17 protein-coding genes are annotated in these 19,005 nt (G+C 71.0%); 6 read left to right on the top strand and 11 right to left on the bottom strand.

Annotation, left to right across the window (positions count from 1 at the left end; all coding sequences use genetic code 11):
• Positions 1-57: 57 nt before the first annotated feature.
• The 6 genes from AB0H93_RS24965 to AB0H93_RS24940 form a co-directional block, all read right to left on the bottom strand.
• Positions 58-1,257, bottom strand: coding sequence for a cytochrome P450 (locus AB0H93_RS24965; RefSeq protein WP_358575550.1), 1,200 nt, complete (start codon positions 1,255-1,257; stop codon positions 58-60).
• Between the two features lie 152 nt (positions 1,258-1,409).
• Complete coding sequence (locus AB0H93_RS24960; protein WP_358575548.1) at positions 1,410-1,766, bottom strand: GntR family transcriptional regulator; 357 nt, start codon at positions 1,764-1,766, stop codon at positions 1,410-1,412.
• Between the two features lie 116 nt (positions 1,767-1,882).
• Positions 1,883-2,869 carry a methylmalonyl Co-A mutase-associated GTPase MeaB gene (meaB, locus tag AB0H93_RS24955; protein WP_358575547.1) on the bottom strand — a complete coding sequence of 329 codons (987 nt, stop codon included), beginning with the start codon at positions 2,867-2,869 and terminating at the stop codon, positions 1,883-1,885.
• Between the two features lie 2 nt (positions 2,870-2,871).
• Entirely contained in the window at positions 2,872-5,076 is a 2,205-nt protein-coding gene (gene scpA, locus AB0H93_RS24950; protein WP_358575545.1) for a methylmalonyl-CoA mutase, read from the bottom strand.
• Positions 5,073-6,938, bottom strand: a complete 1,866-nt coding sequence (locus tag AB0H93_RS24945; RefSeq protein WP_358575544.1) for a methylmalonyl-CoA mutase family protein — start codon at positions 6,936-6,938, stop codon at positions 5,073-5,075. Before AB0H93_RS24945 ends, scpA begins: the two co-directional genes overlap by 4 nt.
• 120 nt (positions 6,939-7,058) lie before the next feature.
• A complete protein-coding gene (locus tag AB0H93_RS24940) occupies positions 7,059-7,997 on the bottom strand; it encodes a hypothetical protein (RefSeq protein ID WP_358575542.1) in 939 nt (312 codons plus the stop codon).
• Between the two features lie 345 nt (positions 7,998-8,342).
• Here AB0H93_RS24940 and AB0H93_RS24935 point away from each other — a divergent pair, with 345 nt between their 5' ends.
• A complete protein-coding gene (locus tag AB0H93_RS24935) occupies positions 8,343-9,290 on the top strand; it encodes a M23 family metallopeptidase (RefSeq protein WP_358575541.1) in 948 nt (315 codons plus the stop codon).
• 60 nt (positions 9,291-9,350) lie between these two features.
• Here the strand turns inward: AB0H93_RS24935 and AB0H93_RS24930 are convergent, their stop codons facing one another.
• The 3 genes from AB0H93_RS24930 to AB0H93_RS24920 are packed head-to-tail and all read right to left on the bottom strand — an operon-like array spanning position 9,351 to position 10,133.
• Complete coding sequence (locus AB0H93_RS24930; RefSeq protein WP_358575540.1) at positions 9,351-9,611, bottom strand: type II toxin-antitoxin system RelE/ParE family toxin; 261 nt, start codon at positions 9,609-9,611, stop codon at positions 9,351-9,353.
• The gene (locus AB0H93_RS24925) at positions 9,608-9,889 is read right to left on the bottom strand and encodes a type II toxin-antitoxin system prevent-host-death family antitoxin (protein ID WP_358575539.1); all 282 of its coding nucleotides are present in this window, start codon (positions 9,887-9,889) and stop codon (positions 9,608-9,610) included. The genes AB0H93_RS24930 and AB0H93_RS24925 overlap by 4 nt, the downstream gene beginning before the upstream one ends.
• Positions 9,890-9,935: 46 nt before the next feature.
• Complete coding sequence (locus AB0H93_RS24920; RefSeq protein WP_358575538.1) at positions 9,936-10,133, bottom strand: hypothetical protein; 198 nt, start codon at positions 10,131-10,133, stop codon at positions 9,936-9,938.
• A gap of 145 nt (positions 10,134-10,278) precedes the next feature.
• Here AB0H93_RS24920 and AB0H93_RS24915 point away from each other — a divergent pair, with 145 nt between their 5' ends.
• The 3 genes from AB0H93_RS24915 to AB0H93_RS24905 all read left to right on the top strand — a co-directional run bounded on the left by AB0H93_RS24915 (position 10,279) and on the right by AB0H93_RS24905 (position 13,947).
• Positions 10,279-12,807, top strand: coding sequence for a DUF3516 domain-containing protein (locus tag AB0H93_RS24915; protein ID WP_358575537.1), 2,529 nt, complete (start codon positions 10,279-10,281; stop codon positions 12,805-12,807).
• A gap of 101 nt (positions 12,808-12,908) precedes the next feature.
• Complete coding sequence (locus AB0H93_RS24910) at positions 12,909-13,322, top strand: universal stress protein (RefSeq protein ID WP_358575536.1); 414 nt, start codon at positions 12,909-12,911, stop codon at positions 13,320-13,322.
• A 37-nt stretch (positions 13,323-13,359) separates the two neighbouring features.
• Positions 13,360-13,947, top strand: coding sequence for a DUF1349 domain-containing protein (locus AB0H93_RS24905; RefSeq protein ID WP_358575620.1), 588 nt, complete (start codon positions 13,360-13,362; stop codon positions 13,945-13,947).
• On the opposite strand, the gene AB0H93_RS24900 is transcribed toward AB0H93_RS24905, so the two are convergent.
• Entirely contained in the window at positions 13,948-14,802 is an 855-nt protein-coding gene (locus tag AB0H93_RS24900) for an SAM-dependent methyltransferase (RefSeq protein WP_358575535.1), read from the bottom strand.
• 65 nt (positions 14,803-14,867) lie between these two features.
• Positions 14,868-16,766, bottom strand: coding sequence for a heavy metal translocating P-type ATPase (locus AB0H93_RS24895; RefSeq protein WP_358575534.1), 1,899 nt, complete (start codon positions 16,764-16,766; stop codon positions 14,868-14,870).
• A gap of 98 nt (positions 16,767-16,864) precedes the next feature.
• Here AB0H93_RS24895 and AB0H93_RS24890 point away from each other — a divergent pair, with 98 nt between their 5' ends.
• Together AB0H93_RS24890 and AB0H93_RS24885 are read left to right on the top strand one after the other, a co-directional pair.
• Entirely contained in the window at positions 16,865-17,209 is a 345-nt protein-coding gene (locus tag AB0H93_RS24890; RefSeq protein ID WP_132483370.1) for a metalloregulator ArsR/SmtB family transcription factor, read from the top strand.
• 373 nt (positions 17,210-17,582) lie between these two features.
• Complete coding sequence (locus AB0H93_RS24885; RefSeq protein WP_358575533.1) at positions 17,583-18,947, top strand: MFS transporter; 1,365 nt, start codon at positions 17,583-17,585, stop codon at positions 18,945-18,947.
• The last annotated feature ends 58 nt before the right edge of the window (positions 18,948-19,005 follow it).

Here is a 19,005-nt window from a genome sequence, read left to right as displayed (position 1 = left end):
ACACCATGCGCGCTGCAGGCCGAGGTGGGCTGACCGGCGCGCTCCCCGGCGTACCGGTCACCAGGTGACCGGCAGCGCGTGGAGGCTTCGGATGAACGCGCCGGTCTTCCACGCGACTTCGCCGGTCGCGAGGCGGAGGTTCGGGAAGCGCTGCAGCAGGCCGGTGAGGCCGATCTCCAGCTCGATCTTGGCCAGTTGCGCGCCGAGGCAGCGGTGGACACCGCTGCCGAAGGCGAGGTGGCAGTTGTCGTCGCGTTCCAGGTCCAAGGAGTCCGGGGCGTCGAACACGGCTGCGTCGCGGTTGGCAGAGGTCAGCGCCACCAGCACGGTGTCCCCTTCGCCGATGGTCACGCCGCTGAGCTCGACGGCTGCGGTGGCCACCCGCGGGAAGATCACGCTGAAGCCGAACAGTGGCACGTAGCGCAGCAGCTCGTCGACGGCGGAAGGCACCAGTTCGGGGTGCTCGATGAGGCGTCGCCACTGGTCGGGGTGCTCGTCGAGCAGCGCCAGCACCGAATTGGCCAGCTGGTTCTTGGTGGTCTCGTACCCGGAGGTGAGCAGCGTGAGTCCGAAGAGGACGAGTTCGTCCTCGTCGAGCCGGTCGCCCTCGTCGCGGGCCGCGATCAGCAAGCTGAGCAGGTCGTCGGTCGGGCGGGCGCGCTTCTCGGCGACGAGCGCGGCGATGTATTCGCACAGGCGCACCCACGCCGCCTGGACCTCGTCACCGGAGCGGCCGGTCACGGACAGGATGAATTCGGTCGCTTCCTGGAAGTCAGCGCGGTCGGATTCGGGCACGCCGAGCATCTCGCAGATGATCTCGATCGGCAGCGCCGCGGCGAAGTGCTCGATCAGGTCGATTGGTGGTGGCGCTTCCGACAGCCGGTCGAGCAGCCGGTCGACCACCTCCTGCACGCGGGGCCGCAGCCGCTCCACGCCTCGCGCGGTGAACACCTTCGCCACCAGCTTGCGCAACCGGGTGTGCTGCGGCGGGTCGGTGGTGATCAGCAGCCCCGGTGGCATCTCCAGGATGCCGAGCCGCGGGATGTCCGGTTCGATGGCCCGGGCCAGGCTGAACCGCGGGTCCTGCAGCACCGCCTGCACGTCGGCGTACGTGGTGACCAGCCACACCGGCTGGCCGGACAGCAGCACGCGCGAGATCGGCTGCTCGTCGCGCAACCTGAGGATGCGTTCGACATCCCCGCTGCCGTTCGCGGTAGTGAACGGGAAAGTCGGAAGTTCGCTCGCGGCTGCACGCACAGCGCCCCACCCCGGAGTCTAAGAATCACTTTTGGACAGACGAAATCCCGAAAACTCCGGCATTTCTTGCGGTCTCGCGTTCGTCGGCACGCTAGCACGCGACCGAGCGCCTGCGAGGCGGAACGAAAAGATCGCGCAGCGGGAAGAAGTGATCACGCCTTGAGCGCCGCTTTCACGATCGCCAACGCTTGATCCCTGGAAATTCCCAGGGCGTGGGTGATCTGGGCGTAGGTCGCTGCTGCTTCGGCTGCGCGGGCCGCTGCTTGGTCGCCCGCATCGCTGACGAACGTTCCCGCGCGGCCACGGGTTTCGAGCAGCCCCGCCTGTTCCAGTTCCCGGTAGGCCTTCGCTGCCGTGTTCGCCGCGATGCCCAGCTCCGCCGCCAGGGCGCGGACCGTCGGCAGCTTGGTGCCCACCGGGAGCTCGCCGCTGTTGATCTGCTCCGCGATCGCCGACCGCACTTGCTCGAAGGGCGCGACGCCCGAGGCGTTGTCAACGCTGATCCGCATGGCTCACCGGTTCCGGGTCGAGGTTGGGTACCGCCAGTATCGGCCCCGGCCCGATGCGGATCGCGGCGGGATCAGGCGCTGGTACGGCGTGGAAGGCGCCTGCCGCCAGGTTGCGTTCAGGATTCCCGGAAGGCGTCGAGCAGCTGTTCCGCCGCCAGGCTCGCGGTGAGTTCTCCAGCCCGCACCCGGGTTTCCACGTCGCCGACGATCGCGCGGACCGCCGGGTGGTGGGTGAGTTCCGACATCAGCTGGTCGCGCACCAGGGCCCAGGTCCACTCGACCTGCTGACGGCTGCGCTTGTCAACCAGCTCGCCGCCCTCGTCCAGCGCCGCCCGGTGCTGCTCGATCTGCTCCCACACCGTGTCGAGCCCGAGCTCCTGCAGGCCGCTGCAGGTCAGCACCGGCGGCGTCCACGCGGCGCTGACCGGGGTGAGCAGGCGCAGCGCGCCGCGGAGCTCGCGGGCCGCCTTGCGGGCCTCGGCCGCGTGGTCGCCGTCGGCCTTGTTGACCGCGATGACGTCCGCCAGCTCCAGCACGCCCTTCTTGATGCCCTGCAGCTGGTCGCCGGTGCGGGCCAGGGTGAGCAGCAGGAAGCAGTCCACCATGCCCGCGACCGTCACTTCGGACTGGCCGACGCCGACGGTTTCCACCAGCACGACGTCGAATCCGGCCGCCTCCATCAGCACGATCGTCTCGCGCGTCGCGCGCGCGACGCCGCCGAGCGTGCCCGCCGACGGCGACGGCCGCACGAACGCCGCGGGGTCGCTGGCCAACCGGCCCATCCGCGTCTTGTCGCCGAGGATGCTGCCGCCGCTGCGGGTCGACGACGGGTCGACCGCGAGCACCGCGACGCGATGCCCCGCCGCGGTCAGCATCGAGCCCAGCGCCTCGATGAACGTCGACTTGCCCACCCCGGGCACGCCCGTGATGCCGACGCGGTGCGCGCCGCCGCTGTGCGGGAGCAGCTCGACGAGCAGTTCCTGGGCCAGCGCGCGGTGGTCGGCGCGGGTGGATTCGACGAGCGTGATCGCCTGCGCCAGCTTGGTGCGGGAACCGGCGAGCACGCCCTTGGCGTAGTCCTGGACGTCGATCTGTCGCGGCATGATCAGTGGTCGAGTCGGGTGCGGAGTTCTTCGAGCAGGCCCAGCGCGGCGTCGGCGATCACGGTGCCGGGCGGGAAGATCGCGCTGGCCCCGGCCTGCCGGAGGGCGTCGAAGTCGGCCGGTGGGATGACCCCGCCGACGACGACCATGATGTCCTCCCGGCCCAGCCCGGCCAGCTCGTCGCGCAGCGCGGGCACCAGGGTCAGGTGCCCGGCGGCGAGGCTGGAGACGCCGACGATGTGCACGTCCGACTCGGCGGCCTGGCGGGCCACCTCGGACGGGGTCTGGAACAGCGGGCCCACGTCGACGTCGAAGCCGAGGTCGGCGAACGCGGTCGCGATCACCTTCTGGCCGCGGTCGTGGCCGTCCTGCCCCATCTTGGCGACCAGGATGCGCGGTCGGCGGCCTTCGGCCTCGGCGAAGTCCACCACCTGCTGGCGGGCCGCCTCCAGCTGCTCCGACGGCCCCGACTCGTCCCGGTACACGCCGGTGATCGTACGGATCTGCCCGGAGTGGCGGCCGAAGACCTTCTCCAGCGCATCGGAGATCTCGCCGACGGTCGCCTTCTCCCGCGCCGCGTCCACGGCCAGCGTCAGCAGGTTGTGCGCCATGTCGTTGGGGCGCTGGTCGGACATCGACGCCTCGGCAGCCGCGGTGAGCCGGCGCAGCGCGTCCTCGCAGGCCTGGCTGTCGCGCTCCTCGCGCAGCCGCCGCAGCTTCTCCAGCTGCTGCGCGCGGACCCCGGCGTTGTCCACTTTGAGCACGTCGATCTGCTCGTCGCCGTCGTAGCGGTACTTGTTGACGCCGATCAGCGGCTGCCGCCCGGAGTCGATGCGGGCCTGGGTGCGGGCCGCGGCCTCCTCGATGCGCAGCTTGGGGATGCCGGCGTCGATGGCCTGCGCCATGCCGCCCGCGTCCTCGACCTCGGCGATGTGCGCCCAGGCGCGCTCGGCGAGGTCCTTGGTGAGGCGCTCCAGGTAGTAGCTGCCGCCCCACGGGTCGATCACCCGCGTGGTCCCGGATTCCTGCTGCAGCAGCAGCTGCGTGTTGCGGGCGATGCGCGCGGAGAAGTCGGTGGGCAGCGCCAGCGCCTCGTCGAGCGCGTTGGTGTGCAGCGACTGGGTGTGGCCCTGGGTGGCGGCCATCGCCTCGACGCAGGTGCGCGCCACGTTGTTGTAGACGTCCTGGGCGGTCAGCGACCAGCCGGAGGTCTGCGAGTGGGTGCGCAGCGACAGCGATTTCGGGTTCTGCGGCTCGAATGCCTGCACCAGCTTCGACCACAGCAGCCGCGCCGCGCGCAGCTTCGCGACCTCCATCGCGAAGTTCATCCCGATGCCCCAGAAGAACGACAGCCGGGGCGCGAAGGCGTCGATGTCCAGCCCGGCCTGCCGCCCGGCGCGCAGGTATTCGACGCCGTCCGCGAGGGTGTAGGCCAGCTCCAGGTCGGCGGTCGCCCCGGCCTCCTGGATGTGGTAGCCGGAGATGGAGATGGAGTTGAACTTCGGCATCCGCTGCGAGGTGAAGGCGAAGATGTCGGAGATGATCCGCATCGACGGCTGCGGCGGGTAGATGTAGGTGTTGCGGACCATGAACTCCTTGAGGATGTCGTTCTGGATGGTCCCGGCCAGCTTCTCCGGCGCGACGCCCTGCTCCTCGGCGGCGACGATGTAGAGCGCCATCACCGGCAGCACCGCGCCGTTCATGGTCATCGACACGCTCATCCGGTCCAGCGGGATGCCGTCGAAGAGCTGGCGCATGTCGAAGATCGAGTCGATCGCCACCCCGGCCATGCCGACGTCGCCCGCGACGCGCGGGTGGTCGGAGTCGTAGCCGCGGTGGGTGGCGAGGTCGAACGCCACCGACAGGCCCTTCTGGCCGGCGGCCAGGTTGCGGCGGTAGAAGGCGTTGGACTCCTCGGCGGTGGAGAACCCGGCGTACTGCCGCACCGTCCACGGCTGGTTGACGTACATCGTCGGGTACGGCCCGCGCAGGAACGGCGCCAAACCCGGGTAGGTGTGCGGGAATTCGAGCCCCTCGACGTCGGCCGAGGTGTAGAGCGGCTTGATGCCGATGCCCTCCGGCGCCTCCCAGACCAGGGCGTCGGCCTCCTTGCCGGTGGCGGCGAGGATCTCGGCCTGCCACCGGGCCGGGTCGGCGGCGGGGGTGGCATCCAGCGGGATGTCGGCGAAGTTCGGGATCTGCGTCATCGGCCCACTCCCAGCTTCTCGTGGACGTCGGTGAGGACGGCCAGCGCGTCGCACCCGGCGAAGACGAACCCGTCGACGCCCTCCGGTGGCGGATCGCCCGGTTTTCCGGCCAGCAGCACGTGCTTCGCCCCGGCCTGCTTGAGCGCCGCGGCGGTTTCCGCAGCGCGCTCGGCGTAAACCTTGTCGCTGGAGCACAGGCAGACCACCGGCGCCCCGGCGTACGCCGTCAGAACGTCCTCTGTGGACTCCGTTGCTCCGGCGTCGGTGCTTTCGATGCCGCCCGCGGCGAGCAGGTTCCGCGCGAACGAGGCGCGCGCGTTGTGCGCCGCGAGCGAGCCGAGCGTCGCGAGGAACACCGTGGGGCGGTTGCCCGTCTCGGCGAGCTGCGCGTCGGCGGCGTCGCGCAGCCGCTCGAAGTCCTCGGCGTAGCGATGCACCGGGAGGCCGCCCGAAGGCTGCTGCGGTGCGGGCTCGCGCTCCAGCGGCGCCTCGTCCAGGTTCGGGAACTCGCTGACGCCGGTGATCGCGTCCGCGCGGTGTGCGATCGCCGCCCGGCGCTGCTCCCACGTGGCCGAGAGCCGCTCGGCGACGAGGCCGGATTCCAGCGCTGCGGGCAGCCCGCCCGCGGCCTCGATCTCCTGGAACCACCGCCAGCCGGCCTGCGCCAGCTCGTCGGTCAGCGACTCGACGTACCAGGAGCCGCCCGCCGGGTCGATCACCTGCGCCAGGTGCGATTCCTCCAGCAGCAGGGACTGCGTGTTGCGCGCGATGCGGCGGGAGAAGTCGTCCGGCAGGCCGATCGCGGCGTCGAACGGCAGCGCGGTGACCGCCTGCGCGCCGCCCATCCCGGCGGCGAAGGTCGCGATCGTCGTGCGCAGCATGTTCACCCACGGGTCGCGCCTGGTCAGCATGGCCGCCGACGTCACGGCGTGCTGGGCCTGCGCCCGCGCGGGCTCCGACGCGCCGCAGGCGCGGGTGACCTGCTCCCACAGCCGCCGCGCGGCGCGCAGCTTGGCGATGCCTAGGAACTGGTCGGCGTTCGTGGCGTAGCGGAACTCCAGCAGTCCGGCGGCGGTGTCGACGTCCAGCCCGGCCTCGGTCAGCCACCGCAGGTAGGTCGTGCCCGCGGCCAGCGAGCAGCCAAGCTCCTGCGCGTCCGAGCCGCCCGCCTCGTGGTACGGCAGCCCGTCCACGACCAGCGCCTTCAGCTCCGGGAACTCCGCCGCACAGCGGCGCGCCAACCGCACCGCGCCGTCCCGGTCGCCGGGGCGGCCGGTCCGGGCCTGCACGCCCAGCGGGTCCACGCCGAGGGTGCCGCTGAGCGCGCTGCCGCGCACGCCCTGTTCGGCGGCCACCGCCAGGAACGCCTCGGCGGCGGCGTCGAAGTCCTCGCCCGCGTCCAGGGCCACGCCGATCATGTCCAGGTGGACGCCTTCCAGCGCGTCCGCGAGGTCGTCGACGGCCATTCCGCCGGAGCCGAGCCGGAGCCACAGCGACGACACGCCGTTGTAGAGGTCGGCCAGGACCTCCCGGTTGGTTTCGGCGGCATCCGGGTTCTCATGCCGCTGCCGCACGTCCCAGCCCTCGGCGACGCTGCCCTGCGGGCGGCTGCCGCGCACGAACGGCGCCAGCCCGGGCGAGCCGGCCTCGGGTGGTCCCTCGGTGTAGAGGGGGTGCACGGCTATGCCGTCGTAGGTCGTCGAGGCGAGCACGTCCTCCACCGGACCGGCCGGGGACTGCTCGCCGATCAGCCCGGATCGCTGCAGCACCTTCTTGACCTGAGCCCGCCACTGCTCGCGGTCCACGGGTGTGGCGGAGGAGAGGTCCGGCCCGCCGCCGCTCGACATCGAGTGCGCCACCATGGAGGTGAGGTTAGCCGAGTGCCCGGTTCTGGGAATACCCCTGATCTGTGAATCAGGTCGCAAGACGACCTAGCGGCGATTCACTTAGCGGCGATGTGCGGTAGTCCGGCGGCAGCCCGGTCAGTCCCATTCCCAGGCGATCCCGAGGGTGCCCCGCGGCACGTCGCGGGTCGCGAGGTGCACCGACCGGCCGCCGGTCATGGCCAGCTCCGCGCCGGGGCTCTCGGCGTCGAACGGATCCTGCCGGAAAGAGCGGCACCGCACCGGAAGTGCGGATTCGGCGAAGCGTACCGACATCACGTAGGCATCGGCCGGATACCGGAAGGCGCGGCGGTGGTCCAGGCTGATGGCCGGGTGCTCGATGCGCAGCTCGTACTCCAGCAGCTGCGTCTCGCCGGCCCGCAGGCTGCGGTCGAACAACAGCTCCGCGGCCATGATCGGGGCCGCCGGATGCCGGCTGACCCGGCCCAAGCGGCAGTTCTCGGTCGGCGCCAGCACCAGCGAGCGCGAATCGCTGCCCGGCTCGCCGCGATACACGAAGAGGTGACGGTCGGGGCCGTCCTCCAGTGCCCGCAGCACCGTCCGGGTGCGGACCCGGTGGATCGCGAGGTCCGGGCCGACCGTGGCGATGTCCTCCATCGCGAAGGTGCGCAGCTTGTTGTCCGACGGGCCGAGCACTGGCTCGATCGTCTGCGCCAGGGCGATGGACGGTTCGAGGATCCCGTCGTAGCGGCGGTACTTCGGCGCGCGGTGGACCCACCGGCCGCGCGGGCGCGGCGGCCCGAGCAGCGCGACCAGCGAACGGCCGGGCAGCCCGAGGATGCCCTCGATGGCGCGCAGCGCGCGCAGGGAGTCGGCGCGTTCCGGACGGCTGCGGCCCTGCTGCCAGTAGCTGAGGCTGGCCAGGCTGACCTTGATGCCGCGGCGGGCGAGCCTGCCGCGCAATCCCTCCAGGGTCAGTCCGCTGTCCTCGATCGCGGCGCGCAGCGCGGCGTGGAACGGGCCGGTCCGCAGCAGTGCCTCCAGGTCGGCCCGCGGGCTGGGGGATGCGCCGTTCATCGTGTCCTCCGCATTCGCGAGTCGCTGCGGGTGGAATACGCATTCTGTGGAACAACGAAGTTTTCAACCACGCCGCGCGCCCCGGGCGGCCGGGCCGGATCGACCGCCGGACGAGCCCACCTGCGGCGACTGTCCGATTTTGGTGATTTAACAGTTTTCGCGGCGGGTTTCAGGTCGTCGCCGGGGTCGCGCCGGGCGATCTTGACACCGCCGCGCGCCCGCTATTCGCTGTCGCCGAACCGCTGGCGGCACGCCTCGGCGGAGAGTGCGCCGAACGGCCTTTTCCGTTGTCGCCGAACGGTTTCCGCGAAATACCCCGAGCAGGCGATCTTCCCGGGAGGAAAGATGCATTCGTTGACCAAGCGCGCGCTAGGCGCGGCCGCCGGCGTGGTGGCGGTGACCGTGCTGCTGGTGGCGCCGACGGCGGCGGTCGGCGCGGAGCGGGCGGACCTCGATTCGGCGGTCCGGGACGCGATGCTCGCCGAACGCGGCCCGGCCGCCCTCGCCACGTTCGACGTCCAGGAGCTCGACGAGCCCTGGGTGGAGCCGACCCGAACCAACGAGCAGGGCTGGGCGTTCGGCACGACGACGATCCCCGCGCCCGCAAAGGAGCACGCGACGCCGCAGACCGCGATCTTCGTCGCGCACCGGGACGCGCGGGGCTGGCAGGTAGTGCTCGACGGCACGGCGGAGTTCGTGCAGGTCGCCGAGCGGGCGCCGGCCGACATCGTCAGCCCGGAGGAGAAGCGCCTCTTCGCGCGCAACTACGACAACAGCCATCACATCGCCGCCGACACCGGCCTGGGCCTGCCGTGGGCCGAGGGCGTGGCGTGGTGGATGGGCGGCGGTCCGCACGGCGACAGCGGCGAGAGCCGCCCGTACAGCTCGCTGGACTTCAACGGCGGCAACGGGCAGGTGCTGTCGGCGGGCGCGGGCCGCGTCTACAAGAGCTGCCTGCGCAACGGCAGCGGGCTGGTGCGGGTCGTGCACGAGAACGGCTACAGCACGACCTACTACCACATGACGGGGCTCACCAACCTCGGCGACGGCCAGCCGGTCGACTACGGCGAATACCTCGGCCGCATCGACGTCGGCCTGCCCTGCGGAGGCAGCACCACCGGCCCGCACGTGCACTTCTCGCTGCTGACGGGAAGCTCCCACACGCCGGTCGACGGCCAGACCATCGGTGGCTGGACGTTCTGGGAAGGCCCGCGGGCCTACGGCGGCTACGCCGAGCGCAACGGCACCCAGGTCGCCCCCGGAGGCCGTGTCACCAACTACGGCCCGGCCTGACGCCCCACCCGGGCGCGCCCCGCGCGCCCGGGACGGTCTTGGGCTTCGTCGGCACAGCTGTCAGCGCTCGTAGACCTCGCGACGGTGGCCGACCGCGACCACCACGACGACGAGGCGCCCATCTTCGACGCGGTAGATCACCCGGAAATCCGAGACCCGGATCCGCAGGTAACCGGAAACGCCCTTGAGCGCGATGGCCCCGGCGGGGCGCGGATTCGCGGCGAGCTGATCGATCGCGACCTGCAACCGTCGCCGAATCGGCTTGTCCAGCTTGGCCAGGGTCTTCAGGGCGTCGCGGGTGATCTCGATCTGGTAGGTCACTGATCCCGCTCCAAGGCGACGATCGCCGCTTCCCAGGAAACCGTGCCCGACTCTTCCGCCTCAGCGACGCGGCGCGCCCAGTGCGCGTCCTCCTCGGCTTCCCAATGCTCGGCGACGTCCGCTGCCACCAGTGCGGCAACCCGCTTGCCCCGGTGGGTCAGGTAGACGTACTGGCCCTCGCTCGCCAGCTCGATGTAGTTCGGTAGCTGGGCGCGGGCAGACGAGACGTTGACTTCGATGGCGGCGCTGTCGTCCATGTGTACAGCTTCGACGCTCATGCGCGGATTGTACAGTCGGTACAAGTAGTTGATCGATCACCCTGGGTCACGGGCGGCGGCCGCAGAGGTGGTAGACCCAGCCTGATTCCGGGGTGTAGTGCAGCTCGTAGTGGGTCTCGATCTTCGGGCCGTCGTGCAGGTGGACGTGCCGCAACAGCCGTCCCGCGACCGCCTCCGAGTCGCGCAGGTCCTGGATCCGGCCGTCCAGCGGCCCGCCGACGAAGCGCACGTTCCGGTTCTCCATGACACCCCTCCTCCCGCACGTGCCCCAATGGTCCCCGATCGCAGGTCCCGAGCACCAGCACGCGAACCGGCGTGGCTCCCGGGACCCCGGGTTCGGCCACCCCGGGTCACTCCGGCCCGAGCTGACCAGGGACGATGGGTGACTGATGAAGCTCACCGATCAGCTCCCGGCCCTGACGACCGACACCCCGGACCCCGACGCGCTGCTCGACGCGTTCGTGTCCTGGACCACCGACCAGGGCATCGAGCTCTACCCGGCGCAGGAAGAAGCGCTGATGGAGGTCGTGACCGGGGCGAACCTGATCCTGAGCACGCCGACCGGCTCCGGCAAGAGCCTGGTCGCCACCGGGGCGCACTTCACCGCGCTGGCCGCCGGCAAGCGAAGCTTCTACACCGCGCCGATCAAGGCGCTCGTGTCGGAGAAGTTCTTCTCGCTGGTGGACGTCTTCGGCGCCGAGAACGTCGGCATGATGACCGGCGACAGCAGCGTCAACGCCGACGCCCCGATCATCTGCTGCACCGCGGAAATCCTGGCCAACATCGCGCTGCGCGACGGCGACCGCGCCGACGTGGACCAGGTCGTGATGGACGAGTTCCACTTCTACTCCGAGCCCGACCGGGGCTGGGCGTGGCAGGTGCCGCTGCTGGAGCTGCCGCGCACCCAGTTCGTGCTGATGTCCGCCACGCTCGGCGACGTCACGTTCTTCCAGGAGGACCTGACCCGGCGCACCGGCCGGGAGACCGCCGTGGTCACCTCGGCGGAGCGGCCGATCCCGCTGACCTTCCGCTACGCCAAGACGCCGCTGCACGAGACGATCGAGGAGCTGCTGGCCGGTCAGCAGGCCCCGGTCTACGTCGTCTACTTCAACCAGGCCTCCGCGCTGGAGCAGGCGCAGGCGCTGATGAGCGTCAAGGTCGCCACCCGCGAGCAGCGCGACCAGATCGCTGAGGCGATCGGTGACTTCCGGTTCACCGCCGGGTTCGGCAAGACCCTCTCCCGGCTGGTGCGGCACGGCATCGGCGTGCACCACGCCGGGATGCTGCCGAAGTACCGGCGGCTGGTCGAGCAGCTCGCGCAGGCCGGGCTGCTCAAGGTCATCTGCGGCACCGACACCCTCGGGGTGGGCATCAACGTGCCGATCCGCACCGTGCTGATCACCGGGCTGACCAAGTACGACGGGGTCCGCACCCGGCACCTGAAGGCGCGCGAGTTCCACCAGATCGCCGGTCGCGCCGGCCGTGCCGGGTACGACACCGCCGGTTACGTCGTGGTGCAGGCGCCCGAGCACGAGATCGAGAACGAGCGGGCGATCGCCAAGGCCGGCGACGACCCGAAGAAGAAGCGCAAGCTGGTGCGCAAGAAGGCGCCCGAGGGCTTCGTGTCCTGGAGCGAGAAGACCTTCGAGAAGCTGGTGGCCGCGGAGCCGGAGCCGCTGCGGTCCAGCTTCAACGTCAACCACGCGATGCTGCTCAACGTCATCAACCGGTCCTCCAACGGTCGGCACAGTGACGCGTTCGCCACAATGTCTCACCTGTTGACGGACAACCACGAGGACCGGCCGACGCAGCGCCGCCACATCCTGCGGGCCATCGCGATCTACCGCGCGCTGCTGTCCGCGGGCGTGGTCGAGCAGCTCGACGAGCCCGACGAGCAGGGCCGCCGGGTGCGGCTGACCGTGGACCTGCAGTTCGACTTCGCGCTCAACCAGCCGCTCTCGCCGTTCGCGCTGGCCGCGATCGAGCTGCTGGACTCCGAGTCGCCGGGCTACCCGCTGGACGTGCTGTCGGTGATCGAGTCCACACTGGACGATCCGCGGCAGGTGCTCTCGCAGCAGCAGTTCAAGGCGCGCGGCGAGGCCGTGTCGCAGATGAAGGCCGATGGCATCGAGTACGACGAGCGGATGGAGCTGCTCGAGGAGATCACCCACCCCAAGCCGCTGGCCGAGCTGCTGGAAGCCGCCTACGAGACCTACCGCAAGGGGCACCCGTGGGTCGGCGAGCACGAGCTGTCGCCGAAGTCGGTGGCCCGCGACATGTACGAGCGGGCGATGAACTTCGTCGAGTTCGTCAACTTCTACGGGCTGGCCCGCTCCGAGGGCCTGGTGCTGCGCTACCTGGCCGACGTCTACAAAGCGCTGCGGCACACGGTGCCCGACGACGCCAAGACCGAGGAGCTCACCGACATCATCGAGTGGCTCGGCGAGCTGGTCCGGCAGGTCGACTCCAGCCTGCTCGACGAGTGGGAGAAGCTGCGCCACCCGGGCGCGGAGCCGACGGTCGTGGCGGTGGACGAGGGACCGGAGCGGATCACGCTGAACAAGCGGGCCTTCCGGGTGCAGGTGCGCAACGCGCTGTTCCGCCGCGTGGAGCTCGCGGCCCGCCGCCGCTACGACGAGCTCGGCGAGCTGGACGGCGACAGCGGCTGGGACGCCGACGCGTGGGCCGACGCGCTGGAGGAGTACTTCGAGCAGCACGAGGAGATCGGCGCCGGCCCGGACGCGCGCGGCCCGGCGCTGCTGCTGATCACCGAGGAGCCCGAGCGCTGGCTGGTCCGGCAGATCTTCGCCGACCCGGACGAGGACCACGACTGGGGCATCAGCGCCGAGGTCGACCTCGCCGCGTCCGACGAGGCCGGCGGCGCGGTCATCCGGATCACCGACGTCAACCAGCTCTGACGACCCGTGCGGAACGCGACCGTTCCGGCGGTCGCGGAGCACCCCGGTCTGCCCTACCATCCCGGCGGGATCACCCAGAACGTCGCCGAAGGGAGCCGGGCATGCCGCAGACCATCGCAGTCGGAGTGGACGGATCGGACGAGTCGGTGCGGGCATTGCGCTGGGCGGCCAACCAGATCCGCGAGGTCGGCGGCATCGCCCACGCGATCATGGTCTGGCACCAGCCGGTCCAATTCGGATATCGTCTGCCGACCCCGGACACCGAGCTGGAAGAGCGGGCGAACAAGGCGTTGAACACCGCCGTGAAGGCGGTCGAGGCCGATTTCCCCGACGTGGACCTGCGATCCAGGCTCATCCGCGGGCACGTGGTCGACGAGCTGGTCGGACTGTCCAAACAGGCCGATCTGCTGGTGGTGGGCAACAAGGGGCACGGCGCCTTCACCGGCATGCTGGTCGGGTCGGTGGCGTTGAAGCTCGTGCACCACGCGGCCTGCCCGGTGGTCGTCGTCCGCTGACGACAGCCGGCCCCGGGACAAGTGGAGACGGGTGGGCATGCAGCAGGCCGAGGACATCACGCTGTTCGGGCTCAGTGGGTGGCGGTGGCTCAACCCGCCGGTGAACTGGTTGTCCTACGGGGGTTTGACGGTGACCGCCGACTCCGGCACGGACTTCTGGCGGACCACGCACTACGGATTCGTGCGCGACAGCGGGCACGCGCTGCTGCGGCCGGTGGGGCCGCGGTTCAAGCTCACGACCCGCTTGTTCGGCGACTACCGCGAGCAGTACGACCAGGCCGGGCTGCTGCTGCGACTGGACGAGCGCAACTGGATCAAGGCGGGCATCGAGCTGGTCGACGGAGAGCAGCTGCTCAGCGCCGTGGTGACCCGCGACGTCTCGGACTGGAGCGTGGTGCCGCTGGAGGCGGTGTGCGGGCCGGTCGAGTCGATCACCCTGGAACTGGAGCGGGCGGGCGACACCGTGACGGTCCGCTACGCCGCCGACGGCGGCGAGCCGAAGTCGGTGCTGCGGGTGGCGTACTTCCCGCCGGACCTCCCGGCCGAGGCCGGCCCGATGTGCGCCTCGCCGGACGGCGCGGGCTTCGCGATCCGCTTCTCCGAAGTGTCCCTGGCGGAGGACTGATCAGCGCTCCGCGGTGAGGAAGTCGCCGACCCGGGTCAGACCGCGCCCGCCGGAGGTCAGGGCGCGGCCGAACCGGTCGGCGGCCTCGCCGACGGTCTCGCGCCGCACCTGCCAGCCGAACCCGGTGAGCCGCTCGGCCGGGTCCGGCCGCTCGTCGGGGCCGAACAGCGCGTCCAGGTCGACGCCCCACTTCTCCGAGGAACGCGCCATGTCGTCGCCGAGCAGCGCGCTCCGCTTCGCGGTGGGGTTCTCGATCGCGATCCTGCTGCCAGGTGCGGACATCTCGTCCACCGCCGCCAGCAGCCGCACGTCGGTCTCGACGGGCAGGTAGTAGATCAGCCCTTCGGCCAGCCACGCGGTGGGGAGGCCCGGGTCGAATCCGGCGCGCCGCAGCGCGGCGGGCCAGTCGTCGCGCAGGTCCGCCGGCACCTCGTGGCGGTCGCAGGCGGGTCGGGCGCCGAGGCCGGCGAGGACCGCGCCCTTGTAGGCGAGCACCTTCGGCTGGTCGACCTCGAACAGTCGCAAGCCGGACGGCCAGGACAGCCGGAACGCCCTGGTGTCCAGGCCGGCCGCCAGGACGACCGCCTGCCGCACGCCCCCGGCGCAGGCCAGCTCGAACCACTCGTCGAACAGCCGGGAGCGCAGGCCGATGTAGTCGATGGTGTCCTGCCAGCCCTCGCCGAAGTCGGCCGCCGCCGTGGGCACCGCCGCCCCGGCGGCCTTGGCCAGTGCCGCGGCGTACGGGTCGTCGATGAGCCGGTCGGTGCGTTCGGTCTCCAGCGCCCGGGCCGCGGCGACCATCAGCGCGGTGATCCCGATGCCCGACGCGACGTCCCAATCCTCGTTTGCCGGCACGGTTCCCCCTCCGTTGTCAGCGAAGTGCCGAAGCGCGGTCCGCCATGTGGCGCAACACTAACCGGTCAGCGGCGGCGCCAGGCGCGTTCGCCGAGCAGGCGCAGGCCGTTGAGGCCAACGATGATCGTCGAGCCCTCGTGGCCCGCCACTCCCAGCGGCAGCGGGAGGTTCCCGACCAGGTCCCACACCACCAGCACCGCGATGAAGGTGCCCGCGATGACGAGGTTCTGCTTGACCAGGCGGCGGGCCCGGCGGGACAGGTCCACGACCTTCGGCACCGCGACCAGCTCGTCGCGGACGATCACCACGTCCGCCGTCTGCAGTGTGAGGTCGGAGCCCGTGCGCCCCATCGCCACCCCGCAGTGCGCGGCGGCCAGCGCGGGCGCGTCGTTGACGCCGTCGCCCAGCACCATCGTCCGCCGCCCGGATTCCCGCACGGCCGCGACCTTGTCCGCGGGCAGCAGGTCCGCGCGCACGTCGCCGATGCCGACTTCGGCCGCGACCCGGGCCGCCGCGCGCTTGTTGTCGCCGGTGAGCAGTACCGGCTCGGCGCCGGTCAGTTCCCGCAGCCCGCGCACCGCTTCGGCGGCGTCCGGGCGCAGCCGGTCGGCGATCCCGAGCACTCCGGCGGGGGAGCCGTCGACGGTCACCAGCACCGCGGTGTGGCCCGTGGCTTCCAGGTCGGCGGCGATGTCCGAGCCGCGCGGGCTGGTGACCGCCACGGCACGTCCGTCCACTGTGGCCGATACTCCGAACCCTGGCGTGGCCCGGAAGTCCTCGACGGCGGGGATGGCGAGGCCCTTTTCGCGTGCCGCCGCGACGATCGCGCGCGCCAGCGGGTGTTCGCTGAGGTGCTCGGCGCCGGCCGCCAGCGCGAGGAGCTCGTCGGCGCTTCGGCCGTCGGCCGGGTCGACCCGCACCACGCGCGGCGTGCCTTCGGTGAGCGTGCCGGTCTTGTCCAGCGCGACCCGCTCGACCTCGCCGAGCCGTTCCATCGCCACGGCCGACTTCACCAGCACGCCGTGCCGCCCGGCGTTGGCGATCGCCGACAGCAGCGGCGGCATCGTCGCCAGCACCACGGCGCACGGCGAGGCGACGATCATGAACGTCATCGCGCGCAGCAGGGCGCCCTCCAGATCGTCGCCGAACAGCAGCGGAATCCCGAAGACCGCGAGCGTGGCGACCACGACGCCGATGGAGTACCGCTGCTCGATCTTCTCGATGAACAGCTGCGTCGGCGCCTTCGCCTCGCCGGCCTCCGCGACCAGCGCCACGATGCGCGCGATCACCGACTCCGAGGCGTCCTTCGCGACGCGCACCCGCAGCGCACCGGTGCCGTTGAGGGTGCCGGTGAACACCTCGTCGCCCGGCCGTTTCGCCGCCGGCAGCGGCTCGCCGGTGATGGTCGCCTGGTCGACGTCGCTGGTGCCGTCCAGCACCTCGCCGTCGGCGCCGATCCGTTCGCCGGGACGCACCACGATCACGTCGCCGACCTGCAGCTTCGCCGTGTCGACGGTCTCCTCGACGCCGTCGCGCACTCGCACCGCGGTCTCCGGCGCGAGGTCGAGCAGGCTGCGCACGGAGTCCTCGGTGCGGGCGGTGGCGTAGGCCTCCAGGGCGCCGGAGGTGGCGAAGATGACGATCAGCAGCGCGCCGTCGGTGATCTGCCCGATCGCGGCGGCGCCGATGGCCGCGACGATCATCAGCAGGTCCACGTCCAGGGTCTTCTCGCGCAGCGCCTGCAGCCCGGCCAGGCACGGTTCCCAGCCGCCGGTGGCGTAGCAGACCAGGTACAGCGCCCAGTAGAGCCCGGCGGGGCCGCCGGCGAGCTGCACGGCGAGGCCGAGCAGGAACGCCGCGAGCGCCGCGGCGGCCCACCGCGCCTCCGGGAGCGCGAACAGGCCGCGCCGGGTGCTCGGTGTCTCGGGTATCGGCGTGGTCGTGCGGTCGGTGACGGCGGTCATCGCGAGCACCCCTCCGGAGTCGGTTGTGGTCCGGGCGAGCACGATACATGAACGTCTGATCAATCATTCATATGTCCCAGAACGTTAGACTCCCGGGCATGGGTCACGGGGTCAAGCGCGATGTCACGCCGACTGCGCGGCTGGACGCGGCGTCGGCCGCCTCGGTCGCCGAGACCCTGCAGGCGCTGGCCACGCCGTCGCGCCTGCTGATCCTCAGCGAGCTGCGCCAGCGCGCGATGGCGGTGGGCGAACTGGCGGAGGCGGTGGGCATGGAGCAGTCGGCGGTCTCGCACCAGCTGCGCCTGCTGCGCTCGCTCGGCCTCGTCGTCGGGAACCGCTCCGGCCGCAGCGTGGTCTACTCGCTGTACGACAACCACGTCGCCCAGCTGCTCGACGAGGCGGTCTACCACATCGAACACCTGCGCCTGGGGCTGTCGGACTGACCGTCGGGCCGCCAGGTCGACGAGGTCGACGAGGTCGCACCCGTGATCCGCTTCGCCCGCTCGATCCCGCCGACCGGCTAGATGCCGGGGCGGACAGGCGCCGCGTGAGACGCCCGTGTCGGTTGCCCGGTCGCCGATGCCCTTCATCTGGCGAGCGTGTCTTCTTCCGGGAATCGACGTGCTGCTCGTCGGTGTATCGCGCCGAGCGTGATCGAGCCGATCCGAGGAGTGCCCATGCGATCGGCTTCGCCGCGGGTTTTCCGGCGGTCTCGCCCAACCCTTGTCGGATGGGAGTCCCGCTCGTACTATCGCCCAGCCGCCTGGCGAGACATTAGTGCCACCAGGCGGTACAACTAGGCGACAAGGGAGTCCCATGAGCACGCCAACCGGGCAACGCCCGATGTTTCAGCCGCGGGTGATCTCAGCGGCGGTCTTCGGCACCACGGTGGAGTGGTACGACTTCGCGCTGTACGCGACAGCCGCATCGCTGGTGTTCAACAAGCTGTACTTCCCCGGCGGCGACCCGCTGGTGGGGACGATCGCGGCCTTCGGCACGTTCGCCATCGGTTTCCTCGGGCGCCCGCTCGGCGGCGCCTACTTCGGCGAACTGGGCGACCGCAAGGGCCGCAAGCACGTACTCGTCGTCACGCTGCTGCTGATGGGGATCGCCACCACCGGGATCGGGCTGTTGCCCACCTACGGCTCGATCGGCGCCGCGGCCCCGGTTTTGCTGACGCTCCTGCGATTCCTCCAGGGCTTCGCGGCCGGTGGCGAGAAGACGGGCGCGCTGATCCTGCTGTTCGAGAACGCGCCGCCGCGCTGGCGCGGGTTGCTCTCCAGCCTCCCGGCCATCGGCACGGGTACGGGAACGCTGCTGTCGACGGGTGCGATGGCGCTGGCCTCGACGACGCTTTCCGAGCAGGCGTTCCTGGGCTGGGGCTGGCGGATCCCGTTCCTGCTCAGCGCGGTGCTGACGTTGTTCGGGTTGTGGGTCCGCAGGTCGCTGGACGAGACCGATGATTTCCAGCAGGAGTTGAAGCGCCTGGCGGTCGAACGGCCGGAGCGTGCTGGGAAGGAGCCGCTGCTGCGGCGGCTGGCGGCGAGCCGGTTCGTGGAGTCGTGGCGGAAGTACCCCAAGGAGATGGTCATCGTCATCTGCGCCGGGGCCGCGGAGAATTGCGGGTACTACGTCTTCGGCACCTTTTCCGTTGCGTACGCGGCGGATTCCGGCCTGGCCACCGGTCCGCTGCTCACCGGGATCATGGCCGTTTCCGTTGTGAAGCTCGTATCCGTGCCCCTGTTCGGGGCGCTCTCCGACCGCTGGGGGAGGCGTCCGGTCAGCATCCTGGGCGCGCTGGTGATGGCGGCGGCCTGCTACCCCTTCTTCCGCATGGTCGACACCGAGCAGGCCTGGCTGATCTGGTTGGCGCTGCTGCTGACCCTCGGGATCGGGCAGTCGGCCATCCTGGGATCTCAGCCGGCCTTCTTCGCGGAGCTGTTCAGCACCAGGGTGCGATTCACGGCCGTGGGCGTCGCCAACAACATCGGCACGGTCCTCACCGGCGGGATGGCCCCGTTGCTCGCCAGTGCTCTGCTGCTGTGGTTCGACCACAGCATCGCCGGTGTTGTCGTCTTCCTGTTGCTGACCTGCGGCATCACCGTCGTCACCGTCGCGCTTGCACGTGAGACGAGAGAACGCGAAGGCGTTCATGCTCACGTCGACGACAAGGTCGGTTAGGGCGTGGTCTCCGTGCGGAATCCGCACTGCCGCCGGCTTGTTTCAACGGAGAAGGCGG

Origin of the sequence: Saccharopolyspora sp. NPDC050642, from assembly GCF_040654735.1 — a bacterium.
Taxonomy (GTDB): Bacteria; Actinomycetota; Actinomycetes; order Mycobacteriales; family Pseudonocardiaceae; genus Saccharopolyspora; species Saccharopolyspora elongata.
This window is presented reverse-complemented; position numbering and strand designations above follow the sequence as displayed.

What these genes read in the sequence shown, in the direction of transcription:
- AB0H93_RS24960 (WP_358575548.1), bottom strand. Translation starts at nt 1,766, where the DNA reads ATGCGGATCAGCGTTGACAACGCCTCGGGCGTCGCGCCCTTCGAGCAA.
- meaB (WP_358575547.1), bottom strand. Translation starts at nt 2,869, where the DNA reads ATGCCGCGACAGATCGACGTCCAGGACTACGCCAAGGGCGTGCTCGCC.
- scpA (WP_358575545.1), bottom strand. Translation starts at nt 5,076, where the DNA reads ATGACGCAGATCCCGAACTTCGCCGACATCCCGCTGGATGCCACCCCC.
- AB0H93_RS24945 (WP_358575544.1), bottom strand. Translation starts at nt 6,938, where the DNA reads ATGGTGGCGCACTCGATGTCGAGCGGCGGCGGGCCGGACCTCTCCTCC.
- AB0H93_RS24940 (WP_358575542.1), bottom strand. Translation starts at nt 7,997, where the DNA reads ATGAACGGCGCATCCCCCAGCCCGCGGGCCGACCTGGAGGCACTGCTG.
- AB0H93_RS24935 (WP_358575541.1), top strand. Translation starts at nt 8,343, where the DNA reads ATGCATTCGTTGACCAAGCGCGCGCTAGGCGCGGCCGCCGGCGTGGTG.
- AB0H93_RS24925 (WP_358575539.1), bottom strand. Translation starts at nt 9,889, where the DNA reads ATGAGCGTCGAAGCTGTACACATGGACGACAGCGCCGCCATCGAAGTC.
- AB0H93_RS24920 (WP_358575538.1), bottom strand. Translation starts at nt 10,133, where the DNA reads ATGGAGAACCGGAACGTGCGCTTCGTCGGCGGGCCGCTGGACGGCCGG.
- AB0H93_RS24915 (WP_358575537.1), top strand. Translation starts at nt 10,279, where the DNA reads ATGAAGCTCACCGATCAGCTCCCGGCCCTGACGACCGACACCCCGGAC.
- AB0H93_RS24910 (WP_358575536.1), top strand. Translation starts at nt 12,909, where the DNA reads ATGCCGCAGACCATCGCAGTCGGAGTGGACGGATCGGACGAGTCGGTG.
- AB0H93_RS24905 (WP_358575620.1), top strand. Translation starts at nt 13,360, where the DNA reads ATGCAGCAGGCCGAGGACATCACGCTGTTCGGGCTCAGTGGGTGGCGG.
- AB0H93_RS24895 (WP_358575534.1), bottom strand. Translation starts at nt 16,766, where the DNA reads ATGACCGCCGTCACCGACCGCACGACCACGCCGATACCCGAGACACCG.
- AB0H93_RS24890 (WP_132483370.1), top strand. Translation starts at nt 16,865, where the DNA reads ATGGGTCACGGGGTCAAGCGCGATGTCACGCCGACTGCGCGGCTGGAC.
- AB0H93_RS24885 (WP_358575533.1), top strand. Translation starts at nt 17,583, where the DNA reads ATGAGCACGCCAACCGGGCAACGCCCGATGTTTCAGCCGCGGGTGATC.